Origin of the sequence: Roseibium marinum (assembly GCF_002906165.1) — a bacterium.
GTDB classification, from domain to species: Bacteria; Pseudomonadota; Alphaproteobacteria; order Rhizobiales; family Stappiaceae; genus Roseibium; species Roseibium marinum.
Genome location: NZ_PPCN01000015.1, coordinates 32,279 through 53,150 on the forward strand (window position 1 = coordinate 32,279; position 20,872 = coordinate 53,150).

Genomic DNA, 20,872 nt, shown 5'->3' on the forward strand with positions numbered 1-20,872 from the left:
TGTCACTCCATCCGGTTCAGCCGGGCGGCGTGTTCCGGCGCGAGGTCGAAGGCGATCCGGTCGCCGATGGCATAGGCATCGTGCGGAACGGGCTGTTCCGCCTTGATCGGGCCAAGGGCACTGTCGAGCAGGTACTCGCGGGCATGGCCGGCAAAGGACGACCCTTTGACGATGCCGGAGAACGACCCGGATCCAAGCGTCACTTTGGACGGGCGCCACGCCAGACCCTTCACGGTGCCCTCGATCGGCGCGCCCGGGTTGAGGGGGACCTCGCCGTCGGCGGTTTTCAGCTTGCCGTTTTCCACGGCGAAAATGTTCTCGAAACCGACGAAGTCGGCCACGAAGCGGGTCGAGGGCCGGTCATAGACGTCCTCGGGCGTGCCGAGCTGTTCGATATAGCCGTCCTTCATGACGACGATCCGGTCGGCAAGCGCCAGGGCCTCGCTCTGGTCGTGGGTGACGAAGACCATGGTCACGCCGCTCTCGCGCTGAACCCGCTGCAGCTCCGTGCGCATTTCCAGCCGCAGCCTCGCGTCGAGGTTGGAGAGCGGCTCGTCCAGCAGAAGCACCTTCGGGTCCATGACGAGGGAGCGCGCCAGGGCGACGCGCTGCTGCTGGCCGCCGGAAAGCTCCGCGGGTTTGCGGTTCGTCAGATGGGACAGGCCGACAAGGTCCAGCCCGCCGTCGACCCTGGTATCGAGCGTCTTGCCGTCCAGCCTTTTGAGGCGCAGGCCGAAGGCGACGTTTTCGAAGACGTTCAGGTGGGGAAAGAGGGCGTAGGACTGGAACACAAGTCCGACCTGACGCTTGTTCGCCGGCAGATAGGTGATGTCCGCGCCGTCCAGGGTGATACGGCCGGCGGCCGGACGCATGAGGCCGGTGATCGCCCGCATGGTTGTGGTCTTGCCACACCCGGACGGGCCGAGCAGAGCGATCAGTTCGCCCCTTGTGATGTCGAGACTCAGTCTGTCGACGGCAACCGACTTGCCATAGGCCAGCGTGACGTCTTTCAGCGAGAGATAGGTCAGATCAGACATAACGGGAAAATCCGAGGAAACGTTCGGCCAGAAACACGATGGCGATGGACAGGAAGGCCAGCAGCGCGGCAAGCGCGGCCACGGACGGGTCGTAGGTGATTTCCATGTACCAGATCATGTCGATGGGCAGGGTTCTGACGCCGGGGCCGGACAGGAACAGGGAGACCGGAACCTGATTGAAGCTGGTGACGAAACCGAGGATGAAAGCGGCGAGGATGCCGTTGCGGATATTGGGCAGCACCACCCGGAAGAAAGCCCCGGCGCGCGACGAGCCGAGAATGACGGCGGCCTCCTCGATGTCGCTGCGCAGGTTTTCCAGGGAGGCGGAGACGACCCGCACCGCATAGGGCAGGATAAGGGCCGTGTGCGCGATGAAGAGCGCCAGTCCGACGCCGACATCCAGCGGGATCACCAGGTAGCGCAGGAGCGCGAGGCCGACGATGATCCCCGGTACGATGATAGGCGCGGAGACGATGGTGCGCAGGGTCTCGCGGAAGGGCAGCTTGTAGCGTGAGGCGGCATAGGCGACCGGAACCCCGAGAACGAGCGCCGCCAGCGTGCCAAAGACGGCAAGGAACATCGACAGGGCGAAGCTTTTCCGGAAACTCTCGATCTCGAAGACCTTGAAGACCCATTTCAGGGACAGGCCCTGGGGCGGAAAGGCCAGCGTCTCTCCGGCGGACAGGGCCGCCGCGACGATGATCAGGAACGGACCCAAAAGGAAGGCGAGCACCAGGGTGAGGGTGGCATAGGAAAGAAGACGGCCGGTCATCGTCTGTTCCTCGCTGTTGCGAGGCGTTTCAGCAGCATGTTCGCAGAGAAGCTCATGACGATCAGGATCATGGCGATGATGCTCGCGGATGCGAAGTCATTGGCGACCGTCACTCGCTGATAGAGGAGGGTTTCCAGCATGAGAACCTTCGAGCCGCCGAGAATGGCGGGGGTGATATAGGCGGTGAGCGATCCGGTGAAGACCAGCGTGCCGCCGATGACGAGGCCTTCCCGTGTCAGTGGCAGGATCACCTTGAAAAAGACCTGCAGCCAGTTGGCGCCGAGCACCCGCGCGGCGGGAACGGCGTCCTTGGGCATGTTTTCCAGGGCGCTGAGCAGGGAAAGGATCATCAGGGGCAGGAAAAGCTGCAGCAGGCCGATGAAGACGGCGGTTTCGGTGAAGAGAAACCGGACAGGCGTGTCGGACAGTCCCAGACCGACGATGATCTGGTTGACGAAGCCGGTGCGGCCGAGGATGACGATCCAGGCATAGGTCCGGGCAACCGGAGAAATCATCAGCGGCATGACCACAAGGCCGATCATGCGGCCGCGCGCCGTGGGAGGCAGCGTGACGATGGCATAGGCGGTGGCATAGCCGATGACCGCCGAGACGGCCGTCACCATGGCGCCGAGTTTCAGGGTGCGCCAGAAGACGGTCTGATTGAGCGGTTTTGAGAAAAAGTCGACATAGGCGCTCAAGCTCCACGCGCCTTCCATCCGGAAACCTTCCGACAGAAGAATGCCGACGGGAACGAGAAAGACGACCGCCGCGAACACGACCGCCGGCAGAGCGAGGGCGAGTGCTTCCGCCCGGTTCTGAAACATGAAACCTGCCTTGTATGCGCAGGCAGCGTTGTTACGCTGCCTGCTGACTTTGGGTTATCCGGAAACGGGCAGCTTTACTGGCCGACCTTGTCGTTCCATTCGGCGAGCCAGGTTTCGCGGTTGTCCAGAATGACGGCCGGCGGCAGCAGATGAAGGTTCTTCACCGTTTCCTCGCCATATGTTAGGTTTTCCGCCACTTCGTCGGAGACCTTCACGTCTGCGTTGGCCGGGCTGTCGACCAGGGCCTCGGCGAGTTTCGTCTGGATCTCGGTGGACAGCCAGTAATCCATGAACTGGTAGGCCAGGTCTTCGTGTTTGGCGCCCTTGGTCAGGATCATGACATTCATGCCGCCGGTCTGGCCTTCCTTCGGCGTTGCCCAGGCAATGTTCATGTCCATTTTCGGATAGGCGCCCCAGGCGAAGCGGCCGATGGGCGCTGCCAGGATTTCTTCCTGCTGCATGAGCTGCGCGACCTGGGAGGAGCGGACGTAGAATGTGAGGATATCGTCCTTGTTCGCACCGACTTCAGCGATTGGCGCGGAAAGCGAGGGGGCATCGTCGCCCATGGCCTTGCCGAGCATGTAGAGCGCGGGAGGACCCTGGTTGGTGGTCACATTGGGAAATGCCACGCGGCCCTTCAGGTCGTCCTGGAACAGATCGGACCAGCTTTCGATCTTCACCTTGTCGGCGCGGTAGGCGATGGACGTGGCGTAGAAGGTGTAGCCGATGCCGAGATGATCGCCCAGCGGGTCCTTGGCGATGTCGTAGAGCTTGTCGAAGTTGGACAGTTTCGTGACGTCGATGGACTGGGTGATGCCTTTGCGTGCCGCTGAAAGAGCATCATGTGTGGACATGACCGCCATGTCGATCTCCGGATCGTCCTTGCGGGCTTCCAGTTTCGCCAGGCGCTCCACGCTGTTGCCGGTCTCCACCACCAGCTCGCAGCCGCAGATCTTCTCGAAGGGATCGTAGACGATTTCCTTGAATGCATCCTGGCCAAATCCGTAAACGGAAATGACCAGCTTGTCGTCGGCGGCAAGCGCCGGTGCGGTGAAAGCGCAGAGGGCGACGCCCGCGGCGAGGGTTCTTCTAAGCATTGTTTGTTCCTTCTCTGGAGGGGAGGGTGTCAGGATCTGTGTTGTTGTTATCCTGCGATGGGAAAAGGTTGCCATGCGGCGAGGCGCTGGAGCTTCGGACAATGAGTTCCATCGGCACGGCCTGAGGTCGAGCGGCCTCGTCCACGGGTGGAGCGATCCTGTCCGGTTCGATCTGCAAAAGGAGATCGGCCACGGCGAGCCGGGCGATCCTTTCCATGTCCATGCGCACCGTCGTCAGGGCGGGTGAAATGGAGCGGGCCCAATGCAGATCGTCAAAGCCGGTGACAGTGACGTGCGCGGGCACCGAGAGGCCGGATCGCTGCAACTCGCTGACGGCGCGCAGGGCATGAATGTCGGACACGGCGGCGAAGGCCGTGTAGCCATGACGGACCAGCTCCGCGAGCCCGAGCTCGCAACCCGGTCCGGCTGCCGCTTCCAGGGCGTCGATCCACAGCGTGCGGACAGAGCCTTCCGGGCCGAAGCCCGTGCGGATGCCGCCGATGCGGTCGGCCTGAACATTTGAATCCTGGTGAAGCCCGATGATGGCAAGGCGGGTGTGCCCGAGATCGCGCAAATGCGCGCCGATCAGCCTGCCGCCCTGCCAGTGGTCGGCGGAAACGGTGTTTCCGGGTGTCGACGGTGTGTCGATCACCGCAACGGGACTGTTGATTTCCGCGATCCTGGTGCCGTGCCGGGGTACGAGGATAATGCCGTCGGCGCCGCGTTCGATAAGCTGGTCGATGGCGGCGGTCTGGGTTTTGACGTCACCGCGGCTGTCGCCGATCAGAACGCCGTAGCCGGCCCTTGTGGCGGCCTGCTCGATCGCCTGGGCGAATTGGGGGAACAACGGATGGCCGATATCGGCCAGCACCAGGCCGAGAACATGACTGCGCCCGGTGCTCAGGGCCCGTCCCGCAAGGCTGGGAACATAGCCGAGTTCTTTCGCTTTTTCCGCAATCTGCCGTGACAGCTGCGCAGAGACCCTTCCCTTGCCCGATAGGGCGTTGGATACGGTCGCGCTGGAAACGCCGAGGGCTCTGGCAATATCCGAAAGATTGGGGCGCGGTGCCATCTGTTTTGGAGTGCCGACCGTTGGAACAAATCTGATTAAGCGCTTAATCAGACTATGCAGAATATCCGCTGATGTCGACTCCTTTCATGACGTGAAAACGTCTCCCGGGTCGATTCAACCTGTGGCGGCAAAAAGGAAAAACGGGTCCCCATGGACAGGGCGCGGCTTCGGTTCTCGCTGTTTTCCGGTCAGCCAATCCTGGGCCGATCTCAGTTCTCCCGGGCGATCTGCCAGCCGGTCCAGGACTGGCTGACGGGCATGATTTCCAGGGAGTTGATGTTGAGATGGGCCGGCTGGGTTGCGATCCAAAAGACCGTGCCGGCGATGTCCTCAGGCTGGATCGCGTTGGCGCCGCCATAAAGCGCGTCATAGCTTTCTCTGTTGCCGCCGGTGCGCACCAGGGTGAACTCGCTTTCGCACAGGCCCGGTTCAATCGAGGTCACCCGGACGCCCTTGCCGTGAAGGTCCGAGCGCAGCCCGAGCGAAAACTGACGCAAGAAGGCCTTGGTTCCCGCATAGACATTGCCGCCCGGATAGGGCCAGTTGGCGGCGATGGAGGAAATGTTGACGATCATGCCCTTGCGCTCGATGAGCTTCGGCAGGAGCAGGTCGGTGATGGTGACAAGGCCGGTGATGTTGGTATCGATCATGGTCTTCCAGTCGGACAGCCTGGTGTCCGGCGCCAATGCGGTGCCAAGGGCGAGGCCGGCGTTGTTCACCAGAATGTCGATGTCCTGAAAGTCTTCCGGCAGGCCGGAAAGGGCGGCTCTCGTCGCCGCCTCGTCCATGATGTCGAAGACCACCGGGCAAAAGGCGTCGCCAAGCTCTTCGTTCAGCTTTTCCAGCCTGTCCGCACGCCGGCCGGTGCCGATGACCTTCCAGCCGTTTCGGGTAAACAGCCGTGCCATGACCTGGCCGAAACCCGATGTGGTTCCGGTGATGAGAATTGTGCCGGTCATGGGCCTGCCTTTTCTGAGTTTGCGTGCAGCATTCGATTTGACCGGACCATACGAACAGGGCGCGCCGGCACAATGGCAAAACAGGCGGCAAGCGCCTCTGGCCCTTACGAATGAGAGCTCTGGCTCTACGGCCGCGGAACGTCAGGTCCTAGGAGTGATTGGACCGTTTCGATCTTGAGGACCCCCGTGCCATGACCCAGATGCCGATCAACATGGACCATCACTGGATGCCGTTCACCAACAACCGGCTGTTCCACCAGGAACCTCAGATGTTCGAACGGGCGGAGGGCGTGCGCTACTGGACGCCGGAGGGCCGGGAAGTGCTGGACGGGTCGTCGGGTCTGTTCACCTGTGCGGCCGGTCACGGCCGCAAGGAAATCGCCGAGGCTGTCTATAAACAGCTTCAGAAGCTGGACTATACGCCGCATTTTCAGCGGGCCGCGCCGATCTCCTTCAAGCTGGCCGAAGCCCTGAGCGACATTCTTCCCGAAGGCCTGGATAGGGTCTTTTTCGGCTCCTCCGGCTCCGAGGCGGTCGATAGCGCCATCAAGATCTGCCTTGCCTATCACAAGGCCATGGGGGAACCCCAGCGCACCCGTTTCGTTTCGCGCTCCTGGGCTTATCACGGGGTCAATCTCGGCGGTACGTCCCTGGCGGGCATGGTCGGCAACCGGCGGGACTTTGCCGGCGTGACCTGCGACGTGGTTCACATGCGCCACACCTGGAACGAAGAACAAAGGTTCACAACGGGTCAGCCGGAAGAGGGAGCCCATCTGGCCGAGGATCTTGAAGAGATCTGCATGACGTATGGCGGCGAGACCATCGCGGCCGTCTTCGTCGAACCCATCGCCGGGTCCATCGGCACCATCGTTCCGCCCCTCGGCTATCTTCAGCGCCTGCGGGAGATCGCCGACAAATACGGCATTCTTCTGGTGTTCGACGAGGTGATCACCGGGTTCGGCCGTACGGGCTCCGCGTTTGCCGCGCAGGAATTCGGCGTGACGCCGGATGTCATGACATTGGCGAAGGCCCTGACCAACGGGGCCATCCCGATGAGCGCCGTCGCCGTGAAAACCGAAATCCAGCAAACCGTGATAGGCTCCATTTCCGCCGACAGGCCGGAGCTGATGCACGGCTATACCTATTCGGCCCACCCTGTCGCCTGCGCCGCCGCGCTGGCGACCCTCGGCATCTACGAGAGTGAAGGCCTGTTTGACCGGGCCGCCAGCCTGTCGCCGATCTTCCTCGACGCAGTCTTCAGCCTGCGCAACCTTCCCCATGTCACCGACCTGCGCGGCTACGGCATGATGGCCGGCATCCAGCTGACACCTGGCGAGGCGCCCGGGGCGAAGGGATCCATCGTGCAGCGTCGGCTGTTCGACGAGGGCCTGCACGTGAAGGCAACCGGCGACGCCCTGATTTTCGCACCTGCTCTGACAACGTCGGAAGAGGACCTGTCGATGATGGTCGATATTCTCCAGACCGTGCTGGGTCGGGCGGAGCTTTAGGATTCGGACCCATAAAATCATGCTTTCAGGTCGTTCAGAAAGCGACTGTCTCCGGTGGTGCAAAATCTTGAAAACCTGAAGGCCTTGAGCGGGGAGCTTCTCTCCTGCGACGCGGGGTTTACCGCAACGCGAAGTCCCGGATCTCCGCTTGGCTGCGTCCGCGACGGCGATGGGAGGGGGGCGTTAGGCCTTGTTAACTCGCGATTTGCGCAAGGAGCTCGGCGAGCCGCCGGATGCCGGGTTCCATCTTCTCCTCGGCGACAGCACCGAAGCCGAGCCGGATGCGGTTGCGGGGTTTTTGCGGTGACAGATAGTGGATGTCGCCTGCTTCGATCAGGATGCCGTGCCGGGCGGCCAGGGCCTGAAGCTCCATGGCTCTTATTCCGTCGGGAAGCCTGATCCAGACACCTGACCCGCCAGTGGTGACCGTCGCTTCGCAGGCGGGAAGGTGGGTTTCGATCAGCTTGAAGATCTTCTTCCACTTCTGCGACAGGATTTTCCTCTGGCGGCGAATGTGGGAATCATATTGGCCCTCGGAGAGGAAGATCGCCATGGCCCGCTGGTCGAGCGCGGAAGGGTGCCGGTACATGAGCCGCCGCAACGCCCGCAGTTCCCGGATGATGCGCCTGTCCGCCGCGATGAAGCCGAGACGCAGGCCCGGAAAAAGCGCCTTCGACAGGCTGGCGACATGGATGACGCGGCCCGTCCGGTCGAAACTGCGCAGGGAAGGCTTCTGCGCGCCGACAAAATTCAGTTCATGCTCATAGTCGTCTTCCAGAATGATGAAATCGTTGGTTTCCGCCTGAGCCAGCAATCTCAGCCGCCTTTCCATGGACATGGTGACATTGGTCGGCGACTGATGTCCCGGCGTGACATAGACCAGCCGCGCGCCTTCCAGATCATCGCCGACGCGCATGCCGTTCGAATCCACCCGGTGGTGCCTGATTTCCGCACCCAGCGCCTGGAATATGTTGCGCGCATCCACGTAGCCCGGTTCCTCGATATCGACGCGAATGCCGGGCCGGCAGAACATGTGGGCCACCATGAACAGGGCGTTCTGGGCCCCGACCGTGATCAGGATCTCGTCCGGATCCGCCCGAAAGCCCCGCTGCGGCAGCATGCGGCGGATGATCTGGTCGACCAGCATCGGATCGTCCCGATCGACCAGGTCGCCGATCCAGGTCGGCGCGTGCTGGGCGGTTCCGGCCAGGCGGACGCAATCCCGCCAGCGGGCGACGGACGTTTTGTCGGGCGAGAGTTGGCCGAAAATGAAGGGGAAATCGAAACTCTGCCAGTCGGCCGGTTTGTGAATGTTCTCCTGATCCGAATAGTGGCGGGTCATAAGCGCGCCAGGGTCGAAGGGATGCTTTGACCGGGGAAGGATCTCCTTGGCATGATCGTCGATGCGAATATTGAGCTGTTCGCGGATATGGCGCTCATTTATGAAATATCCGCGCCGGTTGACCGATTTCAGGTAACCGTCCTCCACCAGCCGTTCGTAGACGATGGCGACGGTATTGCGGGACACGTTGATCTGCCTTGAAAAGACGCGTGTGGCCGGCAGGGGCTCGTGCAGCGGCCAGACACCGTCGAGGATCGCCTCGATCAGCCGCTCCTGGATCTGGTGCTGCAGGCGCCGGCACGGATCGAGAGGTTTGTCGAAATAGGTCGTAAGCATTTGAATTTCCCGCAGTGCGAAAACGGCGCCGGTGCCCATCTGATTTCGCGACGACAGTTTTGGCTGTAACCTCGCGCGGAGCAAGCCCTGTTGCATGCCCTGGCACCATAGTTTTCACCCTCTGGCTCTAAGGCTGGATGTTGCACCGCAATAGTCTTCCGGTCAACGCGGCGCAGGATCGTCACGGGCATTGCGGCCCATGCAAAAAAGACCCGGGCAAAAAGATCCGGCCTGTACCGCGCCAGAGCGATGAACAGTTTGGCGAGTCCAACAGACAGGGGATGTCACAATGAATTTCAAAAAGGGTGCACGCACCACGCGGCGCGATTTTCTGAAGAGCGCTGCCGCGGCCGGCGCAGGGCTGTCCATGCCCGCTATCGTCAGTTCCAGCGTGCTGGCCTCGTCCGGCGAGATCAACATCATGATGTGGTCGGACTATCTGCCGGAAAGCTTCGTCAGCGGCTTCACGGACAAGACCGGGATCAAGATCAATTTCACCGGCATCGGCTCCAACGAGGAAATCATCAACAAGCTGAAGGCCACCAGCGGCGAAGGCTTCGACATCGTCTCCCCGACCGTGAATCGCAACCTGCTCTGGGCGGAGCTGGGCCTGCTGCAGCCGTTCGACATGTCGAAGGTGGACCTCGACAAGGTCAATCCCTCCATGGCGCTGGGCGAGACCCACTGGAATTTCGACGGAAAAGGCGTTTTCTGGCTGCCGCATATCTGGGGCACGGAAGGCATTGCATGGCGGACGGACGCATTCGTGCCGGCAGGTGAATTCCCGAGCTATTACGATGTCTGGGACGAGGCCAATGCGGGCAAGACAATGGGCCGCGGCCACTCCATGCTACTTGGCCTCGGCCTCGGTCTGGAAGGACGCGGAGAACTGGATGCCGGTTCCATGTGGGCAGCCTACGAGAGCCCGGAGAAAATGGACGAGGTCTGGACCAAGCTCGTCGAGGCCGCCATCGCCAAGAAGCCGAACATCAAGCTGATCTGGAACGATGCCGACACGCAGAAGAACGGTCTCCTGAACGAAGGCGTCATTGTCGGCCAGACCTGGGACGGCCCGCCGCTGGCGCTCAAGACCGCGGGTGAGCCGGTCATGTACCGGGCGCCGAAAGAAGGCGCGATGGCGTGGGTCGACGGCATGGCCATGCCGACAGGTGCGAAAAATATCGAGCAGATCTACGCCTTCATCGAGGCTGCCTATGATGCAAAGCTGGCCGGAGAGGCCATCAAGACACATGGTTACAATTCGCCTGTCGTCGGCGCTGCGGAATTCGGCGGGGAAATCTATGCCAAGAACTTCGCCGATGCCTATCCGGGAGAGGCGCTGGGCAATCTGAACGCGTGGCCTGCCGAGGCTCCCTGGTACTCGGAAAAGCGGACCGAATACACCAACAAGTTCCTGTCCGCATAACACGTCTGGATAAACGGGTACTGGATGCCGGGCGCAGTCTCGTCCGGCATTCTGCCGTCTGTTTTCCCCGTTCCGTTCAGCCGTCTTTCCGAGAGCTCCATGGCCACAAGAGATATTGTTCTGGATCACGTTTCCATTCGCTTCGGGGCCTATACGGCAGTCGACAACGCGCATCTCGTGATCAAGGGCGGGGAGTTCTTTTCCTTTCTGGGTCCGTCGGGGTGCGGCAAGACCACGCTGCTGCGCTGCATTTCAGGCTTCAGCGAACCGACCGAGGGCCGGGTCCTGATCGGCGGGCAGGACATGAAGGGCATCGGCCCCAACAAGCGCCCGACGGCTCTGATCTTCCAGAACCTTGCCCTGTTTCCGCTGATGAGCGTTGCCGACAATATCGCCTTCCCGCTGGAAGTGCGCGGTATCGGCAGGAAGGAGCGCCGCAAGCGCGCGGAAGAGCTTCTGGAGATGATCGCGCTGCCCGGCGTCGGCGACAAGAAGGTTCACGAATTGTCGGGTGGGCAGCGGCAGCGCGTGGCGATCGCCCGTGCGCTGGCGGTGGAGCCGGACATCCTGCTGCTCGATGAGCCACTGTCGGCTCTCGATCTGAAATTGCGGCATCACATGCGCACGGAATTGCGCACGATCCAGCAGCAGGTCGGGCTGACGTTCATCTATATCACCCATGACCAGGGCGAGGCCCTGACAATGTCCGACCGGGTCGCGGTGATGAATGCCGGTGTCATCGAACAGGTCGATCCGCCCGAGACGATCTACAATCGCCCCAAGACATCCTTCGTGGCGTCCTTTGTCGGCCAGTCCAACGCGATCGAAGGCAAGGTAGCCTCCCAGTCGGAAACGCTGGTATCGGTCGAAACGCCGCTCGGCCGTCTGCAGGGGCGGGCCGCCGGAGGGCGCCAGTACAAGACCGGCGAGGACTGCATCCTGTTCATCCGGCCCGAGCAACTGAGCCTCGGCGACGGCCTGCCGAACGCGATAGAGGCCAAATGGGTCAAGGAAGAGTTCGAGGGCAACGCGCGGCAGATGTTCCTGGAGGCGAACGGTGTTCCCCTGCGCCTGTCCCGGGTCAATCTCGGCGGCACCGCCGACACGCTGTCAGGCGCGGCGATGCCGGTCGGTTTCGAACCGGACCAGGCCATCGTCCTTCCGCACGGCGTACTGGCGGGGGCATAGGGATGCAGGCTCTTCGGACAGCCTTGAAGGAAATCGCCGGCAAGCACGGACTCGGCGCCGCCGCCTTTGTCGGCATCGCTGTCCTGATCTGGGTGATCTTCCTGATCGCCCTGCCGCAGATCGCAATGCTCGACTATTCGTTCCGCTTCAACCTGCCCGCCTCGGACGTCGGCGGCCCGCAGGATGTCTATACACTCGAAAACTACGCCTATTTCTTCCAGGGTAATGACGGCACGGTGAATACGCTCGATATCGGCATCCTGGTCAGGACGCTGGTCGCGGCGGTCTTCGTCACCTGTATCGACATCATGCTGTGCTATCCGATTGCGTTCATCCTGGCGCATTCGGCCACCGGCGTTGCCGCGCGGATGATGGTCATCGGCCTGATCGTGCCCTTCTGGGTCAATGAAATCCTGCGCGCCTTCGCCTTCCGCGTGCTCTTCGGCGCTACGGGGCTGATCAACGGCGTCGGCATGTCGATGGGACTGTGGGACCAGCCGGTCGACTTCATCCGCGCGGATGTGGCGCTCTATTCCGGGCTGACCTATGCCTACATTCTGCTGATGGTGTTTCCGATCTTCAACGCCGTGGAGGCGCTGGACCGGAACCAGATCGAAGCGGCGCGGGACATGGGCGCGAGCTGGTGGCGGGTGCACTGGCGGGTGGTGCTGCCGGTCGCCAAGCCGGGCATCGCCTCCGGCGCGACCATGGTGTTCATGCTGACGGCGGGGGCGCTGGCCGCCCCGCAGATCCTTGGCGGTCCGTCCAGTCTCTGGTTCACCCAGCTCATCTACCAGTGGTTCAACGAGAGCGCCAACTGGCAGCGCGGCTCGGCCTATGCGGTCATCCTGCTCATCGTCTGCATCTCCTTCGTGATGATGCTGATGCGGGTCTTCAAGGTATCCATCGGGGAGATCGGCCGATGAACCGGGGCACGGGCGGCGGCGGCGTCGCGGCGGGATTTTCCCTTCTTTTCTTCTCCTTCCTGTTCGGTCCGCTGATCATCATGGTGATCACGGCGTTCAACTCCTCGTCCTTTCCGAGGATCACGCCGTGGGAGTGTTTCACCACGGAATGGTTCGGTGTTCTGTTCGCCAACGACCGGCTGATGAGCGGTCTGCTGAACAGCCTGGTGATTGCCGTCAGCGTCGTCGCCATCGCGGTGCCCATCGGCCTTGCCGGCGCACTGGCTCTTTCGGAGCTCAGCTCCCGGCTGCGGGCGGTGCTCTACACGGTTCTGATCACACCGATCCTGATCCCGGGCGTGGTTCTGGGAATCTCGACCATCGTCTTCTGGGGCGCGCTGGGCCGCAGCGTCGGAGCGGAATATGGCTCGTTTTTCTTCGACGGCATGTTCCTGACCCTGGCCGGCCAGGTGACCTTCATATCGGCCTACGCCATGCTGGTGTTCCTGGCGAGGCTGCAAAGGTTCGATCCGATCCTGACCGAGGCTGCCCTCGATCTGGGGGCAACGCCCGGTCAGGCTTTCCGCAAGATTCTCCTGCCGTTCCTCGGGCCGGCCATTGGGTCGGCGGCCTTCCTGACCTTCCTGGCGTCCTTCGAGAACTACAACACCACCGTGTTCACGATCCTGTCCGGCAACACCTTCACCACAGCGCTGGCCTCCAAGGTGCGGCACGGCACCGATCCCTCCCTGTCGGCGTTGGCGGTGATCATCATCGGAATTACCCTGATCGGTGCGATCGTTCATGAAGCGCACACGCGCCGCAAGGAAGTGCTGCGCACGGGCATCGCCACACGGTCGCGGATCTACGGCAATCCGGTTCTGAAGACCCTGGTCCATCCGTTGACGGTTTTCCTGATCCTCGCCGGTATCGCGGGCCTTGCCGCCTGGCAGGGCACACGGCACGACGCTTCTGTCTGCAAGCAGCAGATCCTCGACGACAAGCGTGCGCGTCAGCACGAGCTTCTGGAAGAGCAGCGCCGGAAAATGCAGGAGCAGCAGAAAACCACTGCGCCGGTGACCTCACCAGCCGATGCGGCCGGGAAAGCCAACCCGTCGCCTTTCGGCGGGGCGTTCAGCCCCAATGGCCTGGCGCCGGGACAGGAAGAGCCGGCGCCCGCCGCAGCTCCGACAGACGCGCCGGCCACGGCCAATCCTTCGCCGTTCGGAGGAGCATTCACCCCGAACGGTCTGAAGCCTTCGCAATAGGCTCAGGGTGAAGGTGTTGTGTTTGCGTCGGACTGATTTCTGGTTGCTGGGGAAAAGCACGGAAGGCCCGGCACCCGGTCGCTGTCGACCGGGCGCCTGTTGTTTCAGTGGCTGATCATCCATGGCCGTTTTGAGGGGAAGGTCTTGCTGCCGTCGGCCTTGTAGACCGCGCTGGAGCGGAAGTTTCCCTTGCCGCCCGAGCAGCAGGAACACCCGGACGGATGGCGTTTGCGGGCTTCCTTCGCCCGGTCCTCCCGTCCGGATCTGGTCGAGAAGGCCGGGTTGTGGCGGGCGACCTCGTTGCGCTCATGGGCCGAGCGCTGTTCTGTTGAAAGACCCGGCATGTTCGGCGCCCGCAGGAGGGCCCTGGGGGCCTCCTGCCTGCACGCCGGACATTCGATAGGATCGGCATGCGCGGACATCGGCCGCTGGGCGGTGATCGGTCCGCAGGATGCGCAGAGATAGTCATAGACCGGCATGGGTGCTCCTTAAAGATCCGGTGCCAGCGGCACGTCGATGGACCCGTCGAGATGTTTCACCGGCCCGTCCGAACCCGGCATCATGTCGAATTCGAAGATGTCGGTGGGCAGCCACAAGGTAGCGCAGGCATTGGGGATATCGACCACTCCGGAGATATGTCCCTGCACCGGGGCGGTGCCGAGAATGGCGTAGGCCTGGGCGCCGGTGTAGCCGAATTTCTTCATGTATTCGATGGCGTTGAGACAGGCCATGCGATAGGCGATATGGACGTCCAGGTAATGCTGGGTGCCGGCCTCGTCGACGGAAATGCCTTCGAAGATCAGGTAGTCGTCGTATTTCGGCGTGATCGGTGAGGGCTTGAAGATCGGGTTCCTGACGCCGTATTTGGCGATCCCGTCCTTGATGAGCGTCACACGGATGTGCAGCCAGCCCGCCATCTCGATGGCGCCGCAGAAGGTGATCTCGCCGTCGCCCTGGCTGAAGTGCAGGTCGCCCATGGAGAGACCGGCCCCGTCCACATAGACCGGGAAGTAGATCTTCGAACCGCGGGACAGATCCTTGATGTCGCAGTTGCCGCCATGTTCGCGCGGCGGCACGGTGCGGGCGCCTTCCGCGGCGGCCTTGTCCCTTGCCTCGCCTTTCATCTGGCCCATATGCGCCGACTGGGTGTTTGGCAGGGCGGCAAGGGCAGGAACGCGGTCCGGATCGGTGTTGAAGAGAGACGTCTCGCGCTCGTTCCAGGTGTCGAGCATCTTGCGGTCCGGCAGGCAGCCGATCAGGCCGGGGTGGATCAGCCCGGCATAGTTGACGCCCGGTACGTGGCGCGACCGGGTGAACATGCCCTCGATGTCCCAGATCGACTTCTGCGCTTGCGGGAAATGTTCGGTCAGGAAACCGCCGCCGTTCTGCTTGGAGAAGAAGCCGTTGAAGCCCCAGAGCATCTCTTCCTTGGCGCCGATGTCGAGAATGTCGACCACCAGAAGATCGCCCGGCTCGGCTCCTTTGACGCCGATGGGGCCTGACAGATAGTGCACCTGTTCCAGTTCCACGTCGCGCACGTCGGCGGCATCGTCGTCGTTCTTGATCTGGCCGCCGGTCCAGTCGTAGGTCTCGATCTTGAAGTCGTCGCCCGGCTCTACCCACACGGCCATCGGGATATCCGGATGCCAGCGGTTGTGGATCTTCTCGTTGGTATGCGGAGACTCGCTCAAGTCTACCGAGATCAGCGTATCAGCCATGGGGTTCTCCTCTTGAAAATGCGCCGTGTTGTCGAGCGCGGTTGAACTTTGAAAGCTCCGGTTCAGACGGACAGGAAGGCGGAGACCTTCGCCTCGTCGACATCGGCACGCGGTTCGTCATGGACGAGCTTGCCGTTTTCCAGAACGAGGACGCGGTCGGCGACATCGAGCGCGAAGGACAGGACCTGTTCGGACACGACGATGGAAAGGCCGCGCTCGTCACGGATGCGTTTGAGCACGCGGGCCATTTCGCGGATGATCGACGGCTGGATGCCTTCGGTCGGCTCGTCCAGCAACAGGACCTTGGGATTGGTGGCCAGCGCCCGGGCGATGGCGAGTTGCTGCTGCTGGCCGCCGGAGAGGTTGCCGCCGCGCCGGCCCTTCATGTCGAGCAGCACCGGGAAGAGTTCGTAGATGTCCCCCGGCACCTTGCTTCGCCCGCTGATGGTGAGGCCGGTCTCGATATTCTCCTCGACCGTCATGGTCGGGAAGATCATCCGGCCCTGCGGCACATAGGCGATGCCCCTGGCGACCCGCTCGTAGCTTTTGAGCGTGGTGATGTCGACGCCATCGACGGCGGCGTTGCCGTTGCTGGTCGCAACGATGCCCATCAGCGATTTCATCAGCGTGGTCTTGCCCATGCCGTTGCGGCCCATGATGGCGATGATCTCGCCAGGTGCGACCGTGAAATCCAGCCCGTGCAGCACTTCGCTCTGGCCATATGCGACGTGGTAATGCGCAACATTCAGCATGGCTCTCTCCTAATGTCCCAGATAGACGTCGATGACTTTCGGGTCGGCTTGCACCTTGGCCATGGAGCCCTCGGAGAGGATCTTGCCCTGATGCAGGACCGTGACGCGGTGGGCGATGTCCTCGACGAATTTCATGTCGTGCTCGACAACCATCACCGAGCGCCCCTTGGTGATCTCGTTGAGGAGTTTCGCGGTCTGCTTGCGTTCCGAGACGCTCATTCCCGCAACCGGTTCGTCCAGCATGAGGAGTTCGGGGTCCTGGATGAGCAGCATGCCGATTTCCAGCCACTGCTTCTGACCGTGGCTGAGAAAGGCGGCCTGGGTGTCCAGAAGCTCCTTCAGGAACACCATCGCCGCGATTTCGTGGACGCGGTCGATGACTTCGGCATCGCGCTTGAAGGCGAGCGCGCCGAACACGCTGCGGCCGCGCGGGAAGGAGATCTCCAGGTTCTCGAAGACGGTCAGGTCCTCGTAGATCGACGGGTTCTGGAACTTCCGGCCGACCCCTTCGCGGACGATCTCATGCTCGCGCATCTCGGTCAGCTCCCTGTTGCGGAACTTGATCGAGCCGTCCGTCGCCTTGGTGCGGCCGCAGATCAGGTCGAGGACGGTGGTCTTGCCGGCGCCATTGGGGCCGATGATGACGTGGATCTCGTTCTCGTCGACATAAAGATTGAGGTCGTTGACCGCCTTGAAACCGTCGAAGGAGACCGTCAGGTTTTCGATGGCGAGCAGGAAGTCCGTGTTGTTGGTAACGGTGTTCATCGGGGTGCGCTCCTACTCTGCGGGCCTGGCGGCGGGTTCGGGTTCAAACGCCGGTGTGTCGAGAGGACCGGCGCCGGTGAAGCCTCCCGCCGGAGGTTTGCGGAAGATCCAGCGGTCGACATGCGGCGCCAGATAGCTGCGGTAGAGACCGGACAGACCGTTCGGGAACACCAGCACCACGGCGATGAAGAGAGCGCCGAGGCCGAAGAGCCAGAGTTCCGGGAAGGTTTCAGAAAAGGTGGTCTTGGCCCAGTTGACCAGCAGCGTTCCGTAGACCGCGCCGAAGATCGACAGGCGGCCGCCGACCGCGCAGAAGATCACCATCTCGATGGAGGGCACGATGCCGACGAAGGAGGGCGACATGAAGCCGACCTGCAGCGTGAACATGGCCCCGCCGATGGCGGAGAGGACGGCGGCGAAGCAGAAAACGAATATCTTGAAGTTGGCGACGTCGTAGCCGGAAAAGCGGACCCTGTCCTCCTTGTCGCGCAGGGCCACGAGAAGCCGGCCGAGCTTGCTCTGCAGCACGAACTGGCAGAGCACCAGAACGCCGATCAGCAGCGCGCCGTTGACGTAGTAGAGGATGTATTTGGCCTCGTCGGTGCGGATGTCCCAGCCTTTCAGTGTCCTGAGATCGGTGATGCCGTTGACGCCGCCGGTGTAGCCCTGCTGGCCGATGATCAGGATCGTCAGGATTGCCGCGATCGCCTGGGTGATGATGGCGAAATAGACCCCGCCCACGCGGCGCTTGAACATCGCGGCGCCGATGACGAAAGCAAACAGCGCCGGGACGACGAGGATCGCTACAAGCGTGAAGGTCAGGCTGTTGAAAGGTTCCCAGAACCAGGGCAGTTCCGTGATCTGGTTCCAGTCCATGAAGTCCGGAATGCCGGGTGTGGACTGGATGGCGGTCGCCTCCGGGGTGGAGGATTCCAGTTTCAGATACATGGCCATGCAGTAACCGCCGAGGCCGAAGAAGACGCCCTGGCCGAGGCTGAGGATACCGCCCTTGCCCCAGCACAGCACCAGACCGATCGCGACGAAGGCATAGGTCAGATATTTGCCGAACAGGTTGAGCCTGAAAATGTCCATGGACATCGGCATGACGACGAAAAGCACCGCGGCCAGGATGAGAAGGGCAAGGATGTCCTGTCGCGCCATGAAGGATTTAACGTTGGTCATGGAAACCTCCTCAGCGGCGGATCTTGTGGGAGAACAGGCCTTCCGGGCGCAGCATCAGGATGCCGACCACGGTCAGGAGCGTGAGAACCTTGGCCATCGAACCGGAGAGGAAGAACTCCATCGTCGACTGCGCCTGGCTGATGGCGAAGGAGGAGGCGATGGTGCCGAGCAGGCTGGCCGCGCCGCCGAAGACGACGATCAGGAAGGTGTCGACGATATAGAGCTGGCCGGCGGTCGGTCCGGTGGATCCGATCATGGTGAAGGCGCTGCCTGCCACGCCGGCGATGCCGCAACCGAGGGCGAAGGTCATGCGGTCGACCCTCTCCGTGTTGATGCCGACGGCGCCTGCCATAACCCGGTTCTGCACCACGGCCCGGGACTGCATGCCAGTACGCGAGCGAAACATCAGGAAATAGACGCTGACCGCGATCACCAGCGTCAGCACCATGACGAAGATCCCGTTGATCGGAATTTCAATGATGTCGCTGAGCGGCACCGAGCCGAGCAGCCAGTTGGGCAGCGTCACACCGACTTCGCGTGCGCCGAAGATCGAGCGGTAGGCCTGCTGCAGGATGAGGCTGAGGCCCCAGGTGGCCAGCAGCGTGTCGAGAGGCCTGCGGTAGAGATGCCGGATCAGCGACCATTCCACCAGCGCTCCAAGCGCTCCGGCGGCGAAAAAGGCCAGGATCATGGCGAAGAAGAAATAGACGCCGAACAGTGCGGGGATAAACGCTTCGACGAAGTTGGAGCACAGATAGGTGACATAGGCGCCGAGGATCATGAACTCGCCGTGAGCCATGTTGATGACGCCCATCTGACCGAAAATGATTGCAAGACCCAGAGCCATCAGGACGAACACGGAAAACAGGATCAGTCCGGCAAAGCCCTGCATGGCGAAAATGGACCCGAGTTCTGTCCATGTGTAATCGGCGAACATTGCGCGCGTCTCCATGCTGCGGGGCCGGCGTTGCGAACCTGCGCCCCTCTTTCGGGAAGAAATTCTGGAACGGTGTCGGAGTGGGGCGCCGCGCAGGCTGCATCCGAGCAGCGCCCCGGGTGTGACCCGCCTTGATGGAGCGGGTGGTTCCTCCCTTGGACCTCCCCAGGGCCTGCCCGGGGGGGAGATCAACCAGGCCTTACTGGTAGCCTTCCGGGAACGGATCCGGCTCCATCAGGTCCGCGGTTTCATAGACCAGCTCGTATTGCCCGTCGGGTTTGGCCAGGCCGATGCGGGTCTTGGACCACAGGTGATGGTTCTCATGCACCCGGACATAGCCTTCCGGTGCCGTGGTCAGCTCGATACCGGGCGAGGCCAGACGCACCTTGTCGATGTCGAAGCTTCCGGCCTTTTCGACAGCCGCCTTCCAGAGCCAGGGGCCGAGATAGGCGGCCTGGGTCACATCGCCGATGACGATGTCGTCGCCCCACTTTTCCTTGAAAGCGGCAACGAATTCCTTGTTGTTCTCATTGTCGAGGGACTGGAAGTATTTCATCGCGGCATAGGCGCCATCGATGTTTTCCCCGCCAATGCCGCGGATTTCGTCTTCCGTCACCGAGATGGTGAGCAGAACCGGCTTCTCCTTGGTCATGTCGATGCCGGCCGCCTTGAGCTGCTTGTAGAAGGCAACGTTGGAACCGCCCACGACGATCGCGTAGATCACGTCCGGCTTCTTCAGCTTGATCTTGTTGATGACCGAGTTGAACTGGGTGTGGCCGAGCGGATAATACTCCTCGCCCACGACTTTCATGCCCAGCTTCTCGATGTGCTTGCGGGCGATCTTGTTGGAGGTGCGCGGCCAGATATAGTCGGAACCGAGCAGGTAGAAGCTCTTGGCGCCCTTCTCCTTTGCGACCCAGTCGATGCCGGCGATGATCTGCTGGGTGGCTTCCTGGCCGGTGTAGATCACGTTCGGCGACTGCTCGAGGCCTTCATAGAAGGTCGGGTAGTAGAGCATGCCGTTATACTGCTCGAAGACCGGCAGGACGGCCTTGCGCGAGGCGGAGGTCCAGCAGCCGAAGACCGCGGCAACCTTGTCGCTCACCAGAAGCTTCTTGGCTTTTTCAGCGAAAGTCGGCCAGTCCGAGCCACCGTCTTCCTGGATGAATTCGATCTTGCGTCCGAGGACACCGCCCATGGCGTTGATCTGTTCGATCGCGAGCTTTTCGGCCTGTACCGATCCGGTTTCGGAAATCGCCATGGTGCCGGTGACGGAATGCAGGATGCCGACTTTCACCGTGTCTTCGGTGACCGCGAGACCTGTCGTGTTCACGTCATCGGCGTATGCCGGCGCAATGGCGCCCGCAGTGACCAGCATCGCCGCGGCGGCTGTCCCCGACAGGACAGACCGGCGGGAGAGCCGGTTTTCAATCAAGTCTTTCAGACGTCGCATTCTTGGACCCCTCCGTGTTTGAGGTTGAAGCAGAGTGCCGGCCGGCATCTCCGCATGGCTCAAGGCTCGTCTGAAATTGTGCGCTGCCGCAATGCGTCAGTTGCTGTGGGTTAATTGACTTATTTCGCGACCACGCTGTCTGTGAAATAATTTAAAGTTTGCGAAGCGAAGAGAGAGTGAAAATTCATAATGTATTCTTGGTTATTCTTCTAATTCTCGTTTCTCTTCTTTGGAGAAACTGAATATTCTGATCTAAAATCGATAATTTTAGACTTTTTCCTGAAAAATCGCACCAAAGAGGCATGAATATTGCAAAACAAACCGCGGAAAC

At 61.8% G+C, this 20,872-nt stretch carries 19 protein-coding genes; 5 read left to right on the forward strand and 14 right to left on the reverse strand.

Features of this window, described 5'->3' with window-relative positions; genetic code table 11:
• Positions 1-2: 2 nt before the first annotated feature.
• The 6 genes from CLV41_RS24315 to CLV41_RS24340 form a co-directional block, all read right to left on the reverse strand.
• Positions 3-1,037 (reverse strand): ABC transporter ATP-binding protein, encoded by a 1,035-nt coding sequence (locus tag CLV41_RS24315; RefSeq protein WP_103225084.1) that lies wholly within the window; start codon positions 1,035-1,037, stop codon positions 3-5.
• Positions 1,030-1,809: an ABC transporter permease gene (locus CLV41_RS24320; protein WP_103225085.1), complete on the reverse strand. Its 780-nt coding sequence runs from the start codon at positions 1,807-1,809 to the stop codon at positions 1,030-1,032. The genes CLV41_RS24315 and CLV41_RS24320 overlap by 8 nt, the downstream gene beginning before the upstream one ends.
• Positions 1,806-2,633, reverse strand: coding sequence for an ABC transporter permease (locus CLV41_RS24325; RefSeq protein ID WP_103225086.1), 828 nt, complete (start codon positions 2,631-2,633; stop codon positions 1,806-1,808). The genes CLV41_RS24320 and CLV41_RS24325 overlap by 4 nt, the downstream gene beginning before the upstream one ends.
• A 74-nt stretch (positions 2,634-2,707) precedes the next feature.
• Positions 2,708-3,730, reverse strand: coding sequence for an ABC transporter substrate-binding protein (locus CLV41_RS24330; RefSeq protein WP_103225087.1), 1,023 nt, complete (start codon positions 3,728-3,730; stop codon positions 2,708-2,710).
• Positions 3,723-4,802: a LacI family DNA-binding transcriptional regulator gene (locus CLV41_RS24335; protein ID WP_103225088.1), complete on the reverse strand. Its 1,080-nt coding sequence runs from the start codon at positions 4,800-4,802 to the stop codon at positions 3,723-3,725. Before CLV41_RS24335 ends, CLV41_RS24330 begins: the two co-directional genes overlap by 8 nt.
• A 209-nt stretch (positions 4,803-5,011) precedes the next feature.
• Positions 5,012-5,761, reverse strand: coding sequence for an SDR family NAD(P)-dependent oxidoreductase (locus tag CLV41_RS24340; protein WP_103225089.1), 750 nt, complete (start codon positions 5,759-5,761; stop codon positions 5,012-5,014).
• A 191-nt stretch (positions 5,762-5,952) separates the two neighbouring features.
• Between CLV41_RS24340 and CLV41_RS24345 the strand changes: the two genes are divergently transcribed.
• Positions 5,953-7,269: an aminotransferase class III-fold pyridoxal phosphate-dependent enzyme gene (locus tag CLV41_RS24345; RefSeq protein ID WP_208987711.1), complete on the forward strand. Its 1,317-nt coding sequence runs from the start codon at positions 5,953-5,955 to the stop codon at positions 7,267-7,269.
• Between the two features lie 193 nt (positions 7,270-7,462).
• Here CLV41_RS24345 and CLV41_RS24350 read toward each other — a convergent pair whose 3' ends face one another.
• Positions 7,463-8,947: an aminotransferase-like domain-containing protein gene (locus tag CLV41_RS24350; protein WP_103225146.1), complete on the reverse strand. Its 1,485-nt coding sequence runs from the start codon at positions 8,945-8,947 to the stop codon at positions 7,463-7,465.
• A 289-nt stretch (positions 8,948-9,236) separates the two neighbouring features.
• On the opposite strand from CLV41_RS24350, the gene CLV41_RS24355 reads away from it, so the two are divergent.
• The 4 genes from CLV41_RS24355 (at position 9,237) to CLV41_RS24370 (ending at position 13,734) form a co-directional block, all read left to right on the forward strand.
• Positions 9,237-10,373 carry an extracellular solute-binding protein gene (locus CLV41_RS24355; RefSeq protein WP_103225090.1) on the forward strand — a complete coding sequence of 379 codons (1,137 nt, stop codon included), beginning with the start codon at positions 9,237-9,239 and terminating at the stop codon, positions 10,371-10,373.
• A 99-nt stretch (positions 10,374-10,472) separates the two neighbouring features.
• A complete protein-coding gene (locus tag CLV41_RS24360; protein WP_103225147.1) occupies positions 10,473-11,561 on the forward strand; it encodes an ABC transporter ATP-binding protein in 1,089 nt (362 codons plus the stop codon).
• A gap of 2 nt (positions 11,562-11,563) precedes the next feature.
• A complete protein-coding gene (locus tag CLV41_RS24365) occupies positions 11,564-12,487 on the forward strand; it encodes an ABC transporter permease (protein WP_103225091.1) in 924 nt (307 codons plus the stop codon).
• Entirely contained in the window at positions 12,484-13,734 is a 1,251-nt protein-coding gene (locus CLV41_RS24370; protein ID WP_103225092.1) for an ABC transporter permease, read from the forward strand. Before CLV41_RS24365 ends, CLV41_RS24370 begins: the two co-directional genes overlap by 4 nt.
• A 104-nt stretch (positions 13,735-13,838) precedes the next feature.
• Here the strand turns inward: CLV41_RS24370 and CLV41_RS24375 are convergent, their stop codons facing one another.
• From CLV41_RS24375 to urtA, 7 genes are all read right to left on the reverse strand, one after another.
• Entirely contained in the window at positions 13,839-14,213 is a 375-nt protein-coding gene (locus CLV41_RS24375) for an FmdB family zinc ribbon protein (RefSeq protein WP_103225093.1), read from the reverse strand.
• Between the two features lie 9 nt (positions 14,214-14,222).
• Positions 14,223-15,452, reverse strand: coding sequence for a formamidase (gene fmdA / locus CLV41_RS24380; protein ID WP_103225094.1), 1,230 nt, complete (start codon positions 15,450-15,452; stop codon positions 14,223-14,225).
• 62 nt (positions 15,453-15,514) lie between these two features.
• A complete protein-coding gene (urtE, locus tag CLV41_RS24385) occupies positions 15,515-16,204 on the reverse strand; it encodes an urea ABC transporter ATP-binding subunit UrtE (RefSeq protein WP_103225095.1) in 690 nt (229 codons plus the stop codon).
• Between the two features lie 9 nt (positions 16,205-16,213).
• Positions 16,214-16,969, reverse strand: a complete 756-nt coding sequence (gene urtD / locus CLV41_RS24390; RefSeq protein ID WP_103225096.1) for an urea ABC transporter ATP-binding protein UrtD — start codon at positions 16,967-16,969, stop codon at positions 16,214-16,216.
• 12 nt (positions 16,970-16,981) lie between these two features.
• A complete protein-coding gene (gene urtC / locus CLV41_RS24395) occupies positions 16,982-18,151 on the reverse strand; it encodes an urea ABC transporter permease subunit UrtC (protein ID WP_103225097.1) in 1,170 nt (389 codons plus the stop codon).
• Between the two features lie 10 nt (positions 18,152-18,161).
• The gene (gene urtB / locus CLV41_RS24400) at positions 18,162-19,088 is read right to left on the reverse strand and encodes an urea ABC transporter permease subunit UrtB (RefSeq protein WP_103225098.1); all 927 of its coding nucleotides are present in this window, start codon (positions 19,086-19,088) and stop codon (positions 18,162-18,164) included.
• 199 nt (positions 19,089-19,287) lie between these two features.
• The gene (gene urtA / locus CLV41_RS24405) at positions 19,288-20,466 is read right to left on the reverse strand and encodes an urea ABC transporter substrate-binding protein (RefSeq protein WP_235867246.1); all 1,179 of its coding nucleotides are present in this window, start codon (positions 20,464-20,466) and stop codon (positions 19,288-19,290) included.
• Positions 20,467-20,872 lie beyond the last annotated feature (406 nt).

What these genes read in the sequence shown, in the direction of transcription:
- CLV41_RS24315 (WP_103225084.1), bottom strand. Translation starts at nt 1,037, where the DNA reads ATGTCTGATCTGACCTATCTCTCGCTGAAAGACGTCACGCTGGCCTAT.
- CLV41_RS24320 (WP_103225085.1), bottom strand. Translation starts at nt 1,809, where the DNA reads ATGACCGGCCGTCTTCTTTCCTATGCCACCCTCACCCTGGTGCTCGCC.
- CLV41_RS24325 (WP_103225086.1), bottom strand. Translation starts at nt 2,633, where the DNA reads ATGTTTCAGAACCGGGCGGAAGCACTCGCCCTCGCTCTGCCGGCGGTC.
- CLV41_RS24330 (WP_103225087.1), bottom strand. Translation starts at nt 3,730, where the DNA reads ATGCTTAGAAGAACCCTCGCCGCGGGCGTCGCCCTCTGCGCTTTCACC.
- CLV41_RS24335 (WP_103225088.1), bottom strand. Translation starts at nt 4,802, where the DNA reads ATGGCACCGCGCCCCAATCTTTCGGATATTGCCAGAGCCCTCGGCGTT.
- CLV41_RS24340 (WP_103225089.1), bottom strand. Translation starts at nt 5,761, where the DNA reads ATGACCGGCACAATTCTCATCACCGGAACCACATCGGGTTTCGGCCAG.
- CLV41_RS24345 (WP_208987711.1), top strand. Translation starts at nt 5,953, where the DNA reads ATGACCCAGATGCCGATCAACATGGACCATCACTGGATGCCGTTCACC.
- CLV41_RS24350 (WP_103225146.1), bottom strand. Translation starts at nt 8,947, where the DNA reads ATGCTTACGACCTATTTCGACAAACCTCTCGATCCGTGCCGGCGCCTG.
- CLV41_RS24355 (WP_103225090.1), top strand. Translation starts at nt 9,237, where the DNA reads ATGAATTTCAAAAAGGGTGCACGCACCACGCGGCGCGATTTTCTGAAG.
- CLV41_RS24360 (WP_103225147.1), top strand. Translation starts at nt 10,473, where the DNA reads ATGGCCACAAGAGATATTGTTCTGGATCACGTTTCCATTCGCTTCGGG.
- CLV41_RS24365 (WP_103225091.1), top strand. Translation starts at nt 11,564, where the DNA reads ATGCAGGCTCTTCGGACAGCCTTGAAGGAAATCGCCGGCAAGCACGGA.
- CLV41_RS24370 (WP_103225092.1), top strand. Translation starts at nt 12,484, where the DNA reads ATGAACCGGGGCACGGGCGGCGGCGGCGTCGCGGCGGGATTTTCCCTT.
- CLV41_RS24375 (WP_103225093.1), bottom strand. Translation starts at nt 14,213, where the DNA reads ATGCCGGTCTATGACTATCTCTGCGCATCCTGCGGACCGATCACCGCC.
- fmdA (WP_103225094.1), bottom strand. Translation starts at nt 15,452, where the DNA reads ATGGCTGATACGCTGATCTCGGTAGACTTGAGCGAGTCTCCGCATACC.
- urtE (WP_103225095.1), bottom strand. Translation starts at nt 16,204, where the DNA reads ATGCTGAATGTTGCGCATTACCACGTCGCATATGGCCAGAGCGAAGTG.
- urtD (WP_103225096.1), bottom strand. Translation starts at nt 16,969, where the DNA reads ATGAACACCGTTACCAACAACACGGACTTCCTGCTCGCCATCGAAAAC.
- urtC (WP_103225097.1), bottom strand. Translation starts at nt 18,151, where the DNA reads ATGACCAACGTTAAATCCTTCATGGCGCGACAGGACATCCTTGCCCTT.
- urtB (WP_103225098.1), bottom strand. Translation starts at nt 19,088, where the DNA reads ATGTTCGCCGATTACACATGGACAGAACTCGGGTCCATTTTCGCCATG.
- urtA (WP_235867246.1), bottom strand. Translation starts at nt 20,466, where the DNA reads ATGCTGGTCACTGCGGGCGCCATTGCGCCGGCATACGCCGATGACGTG.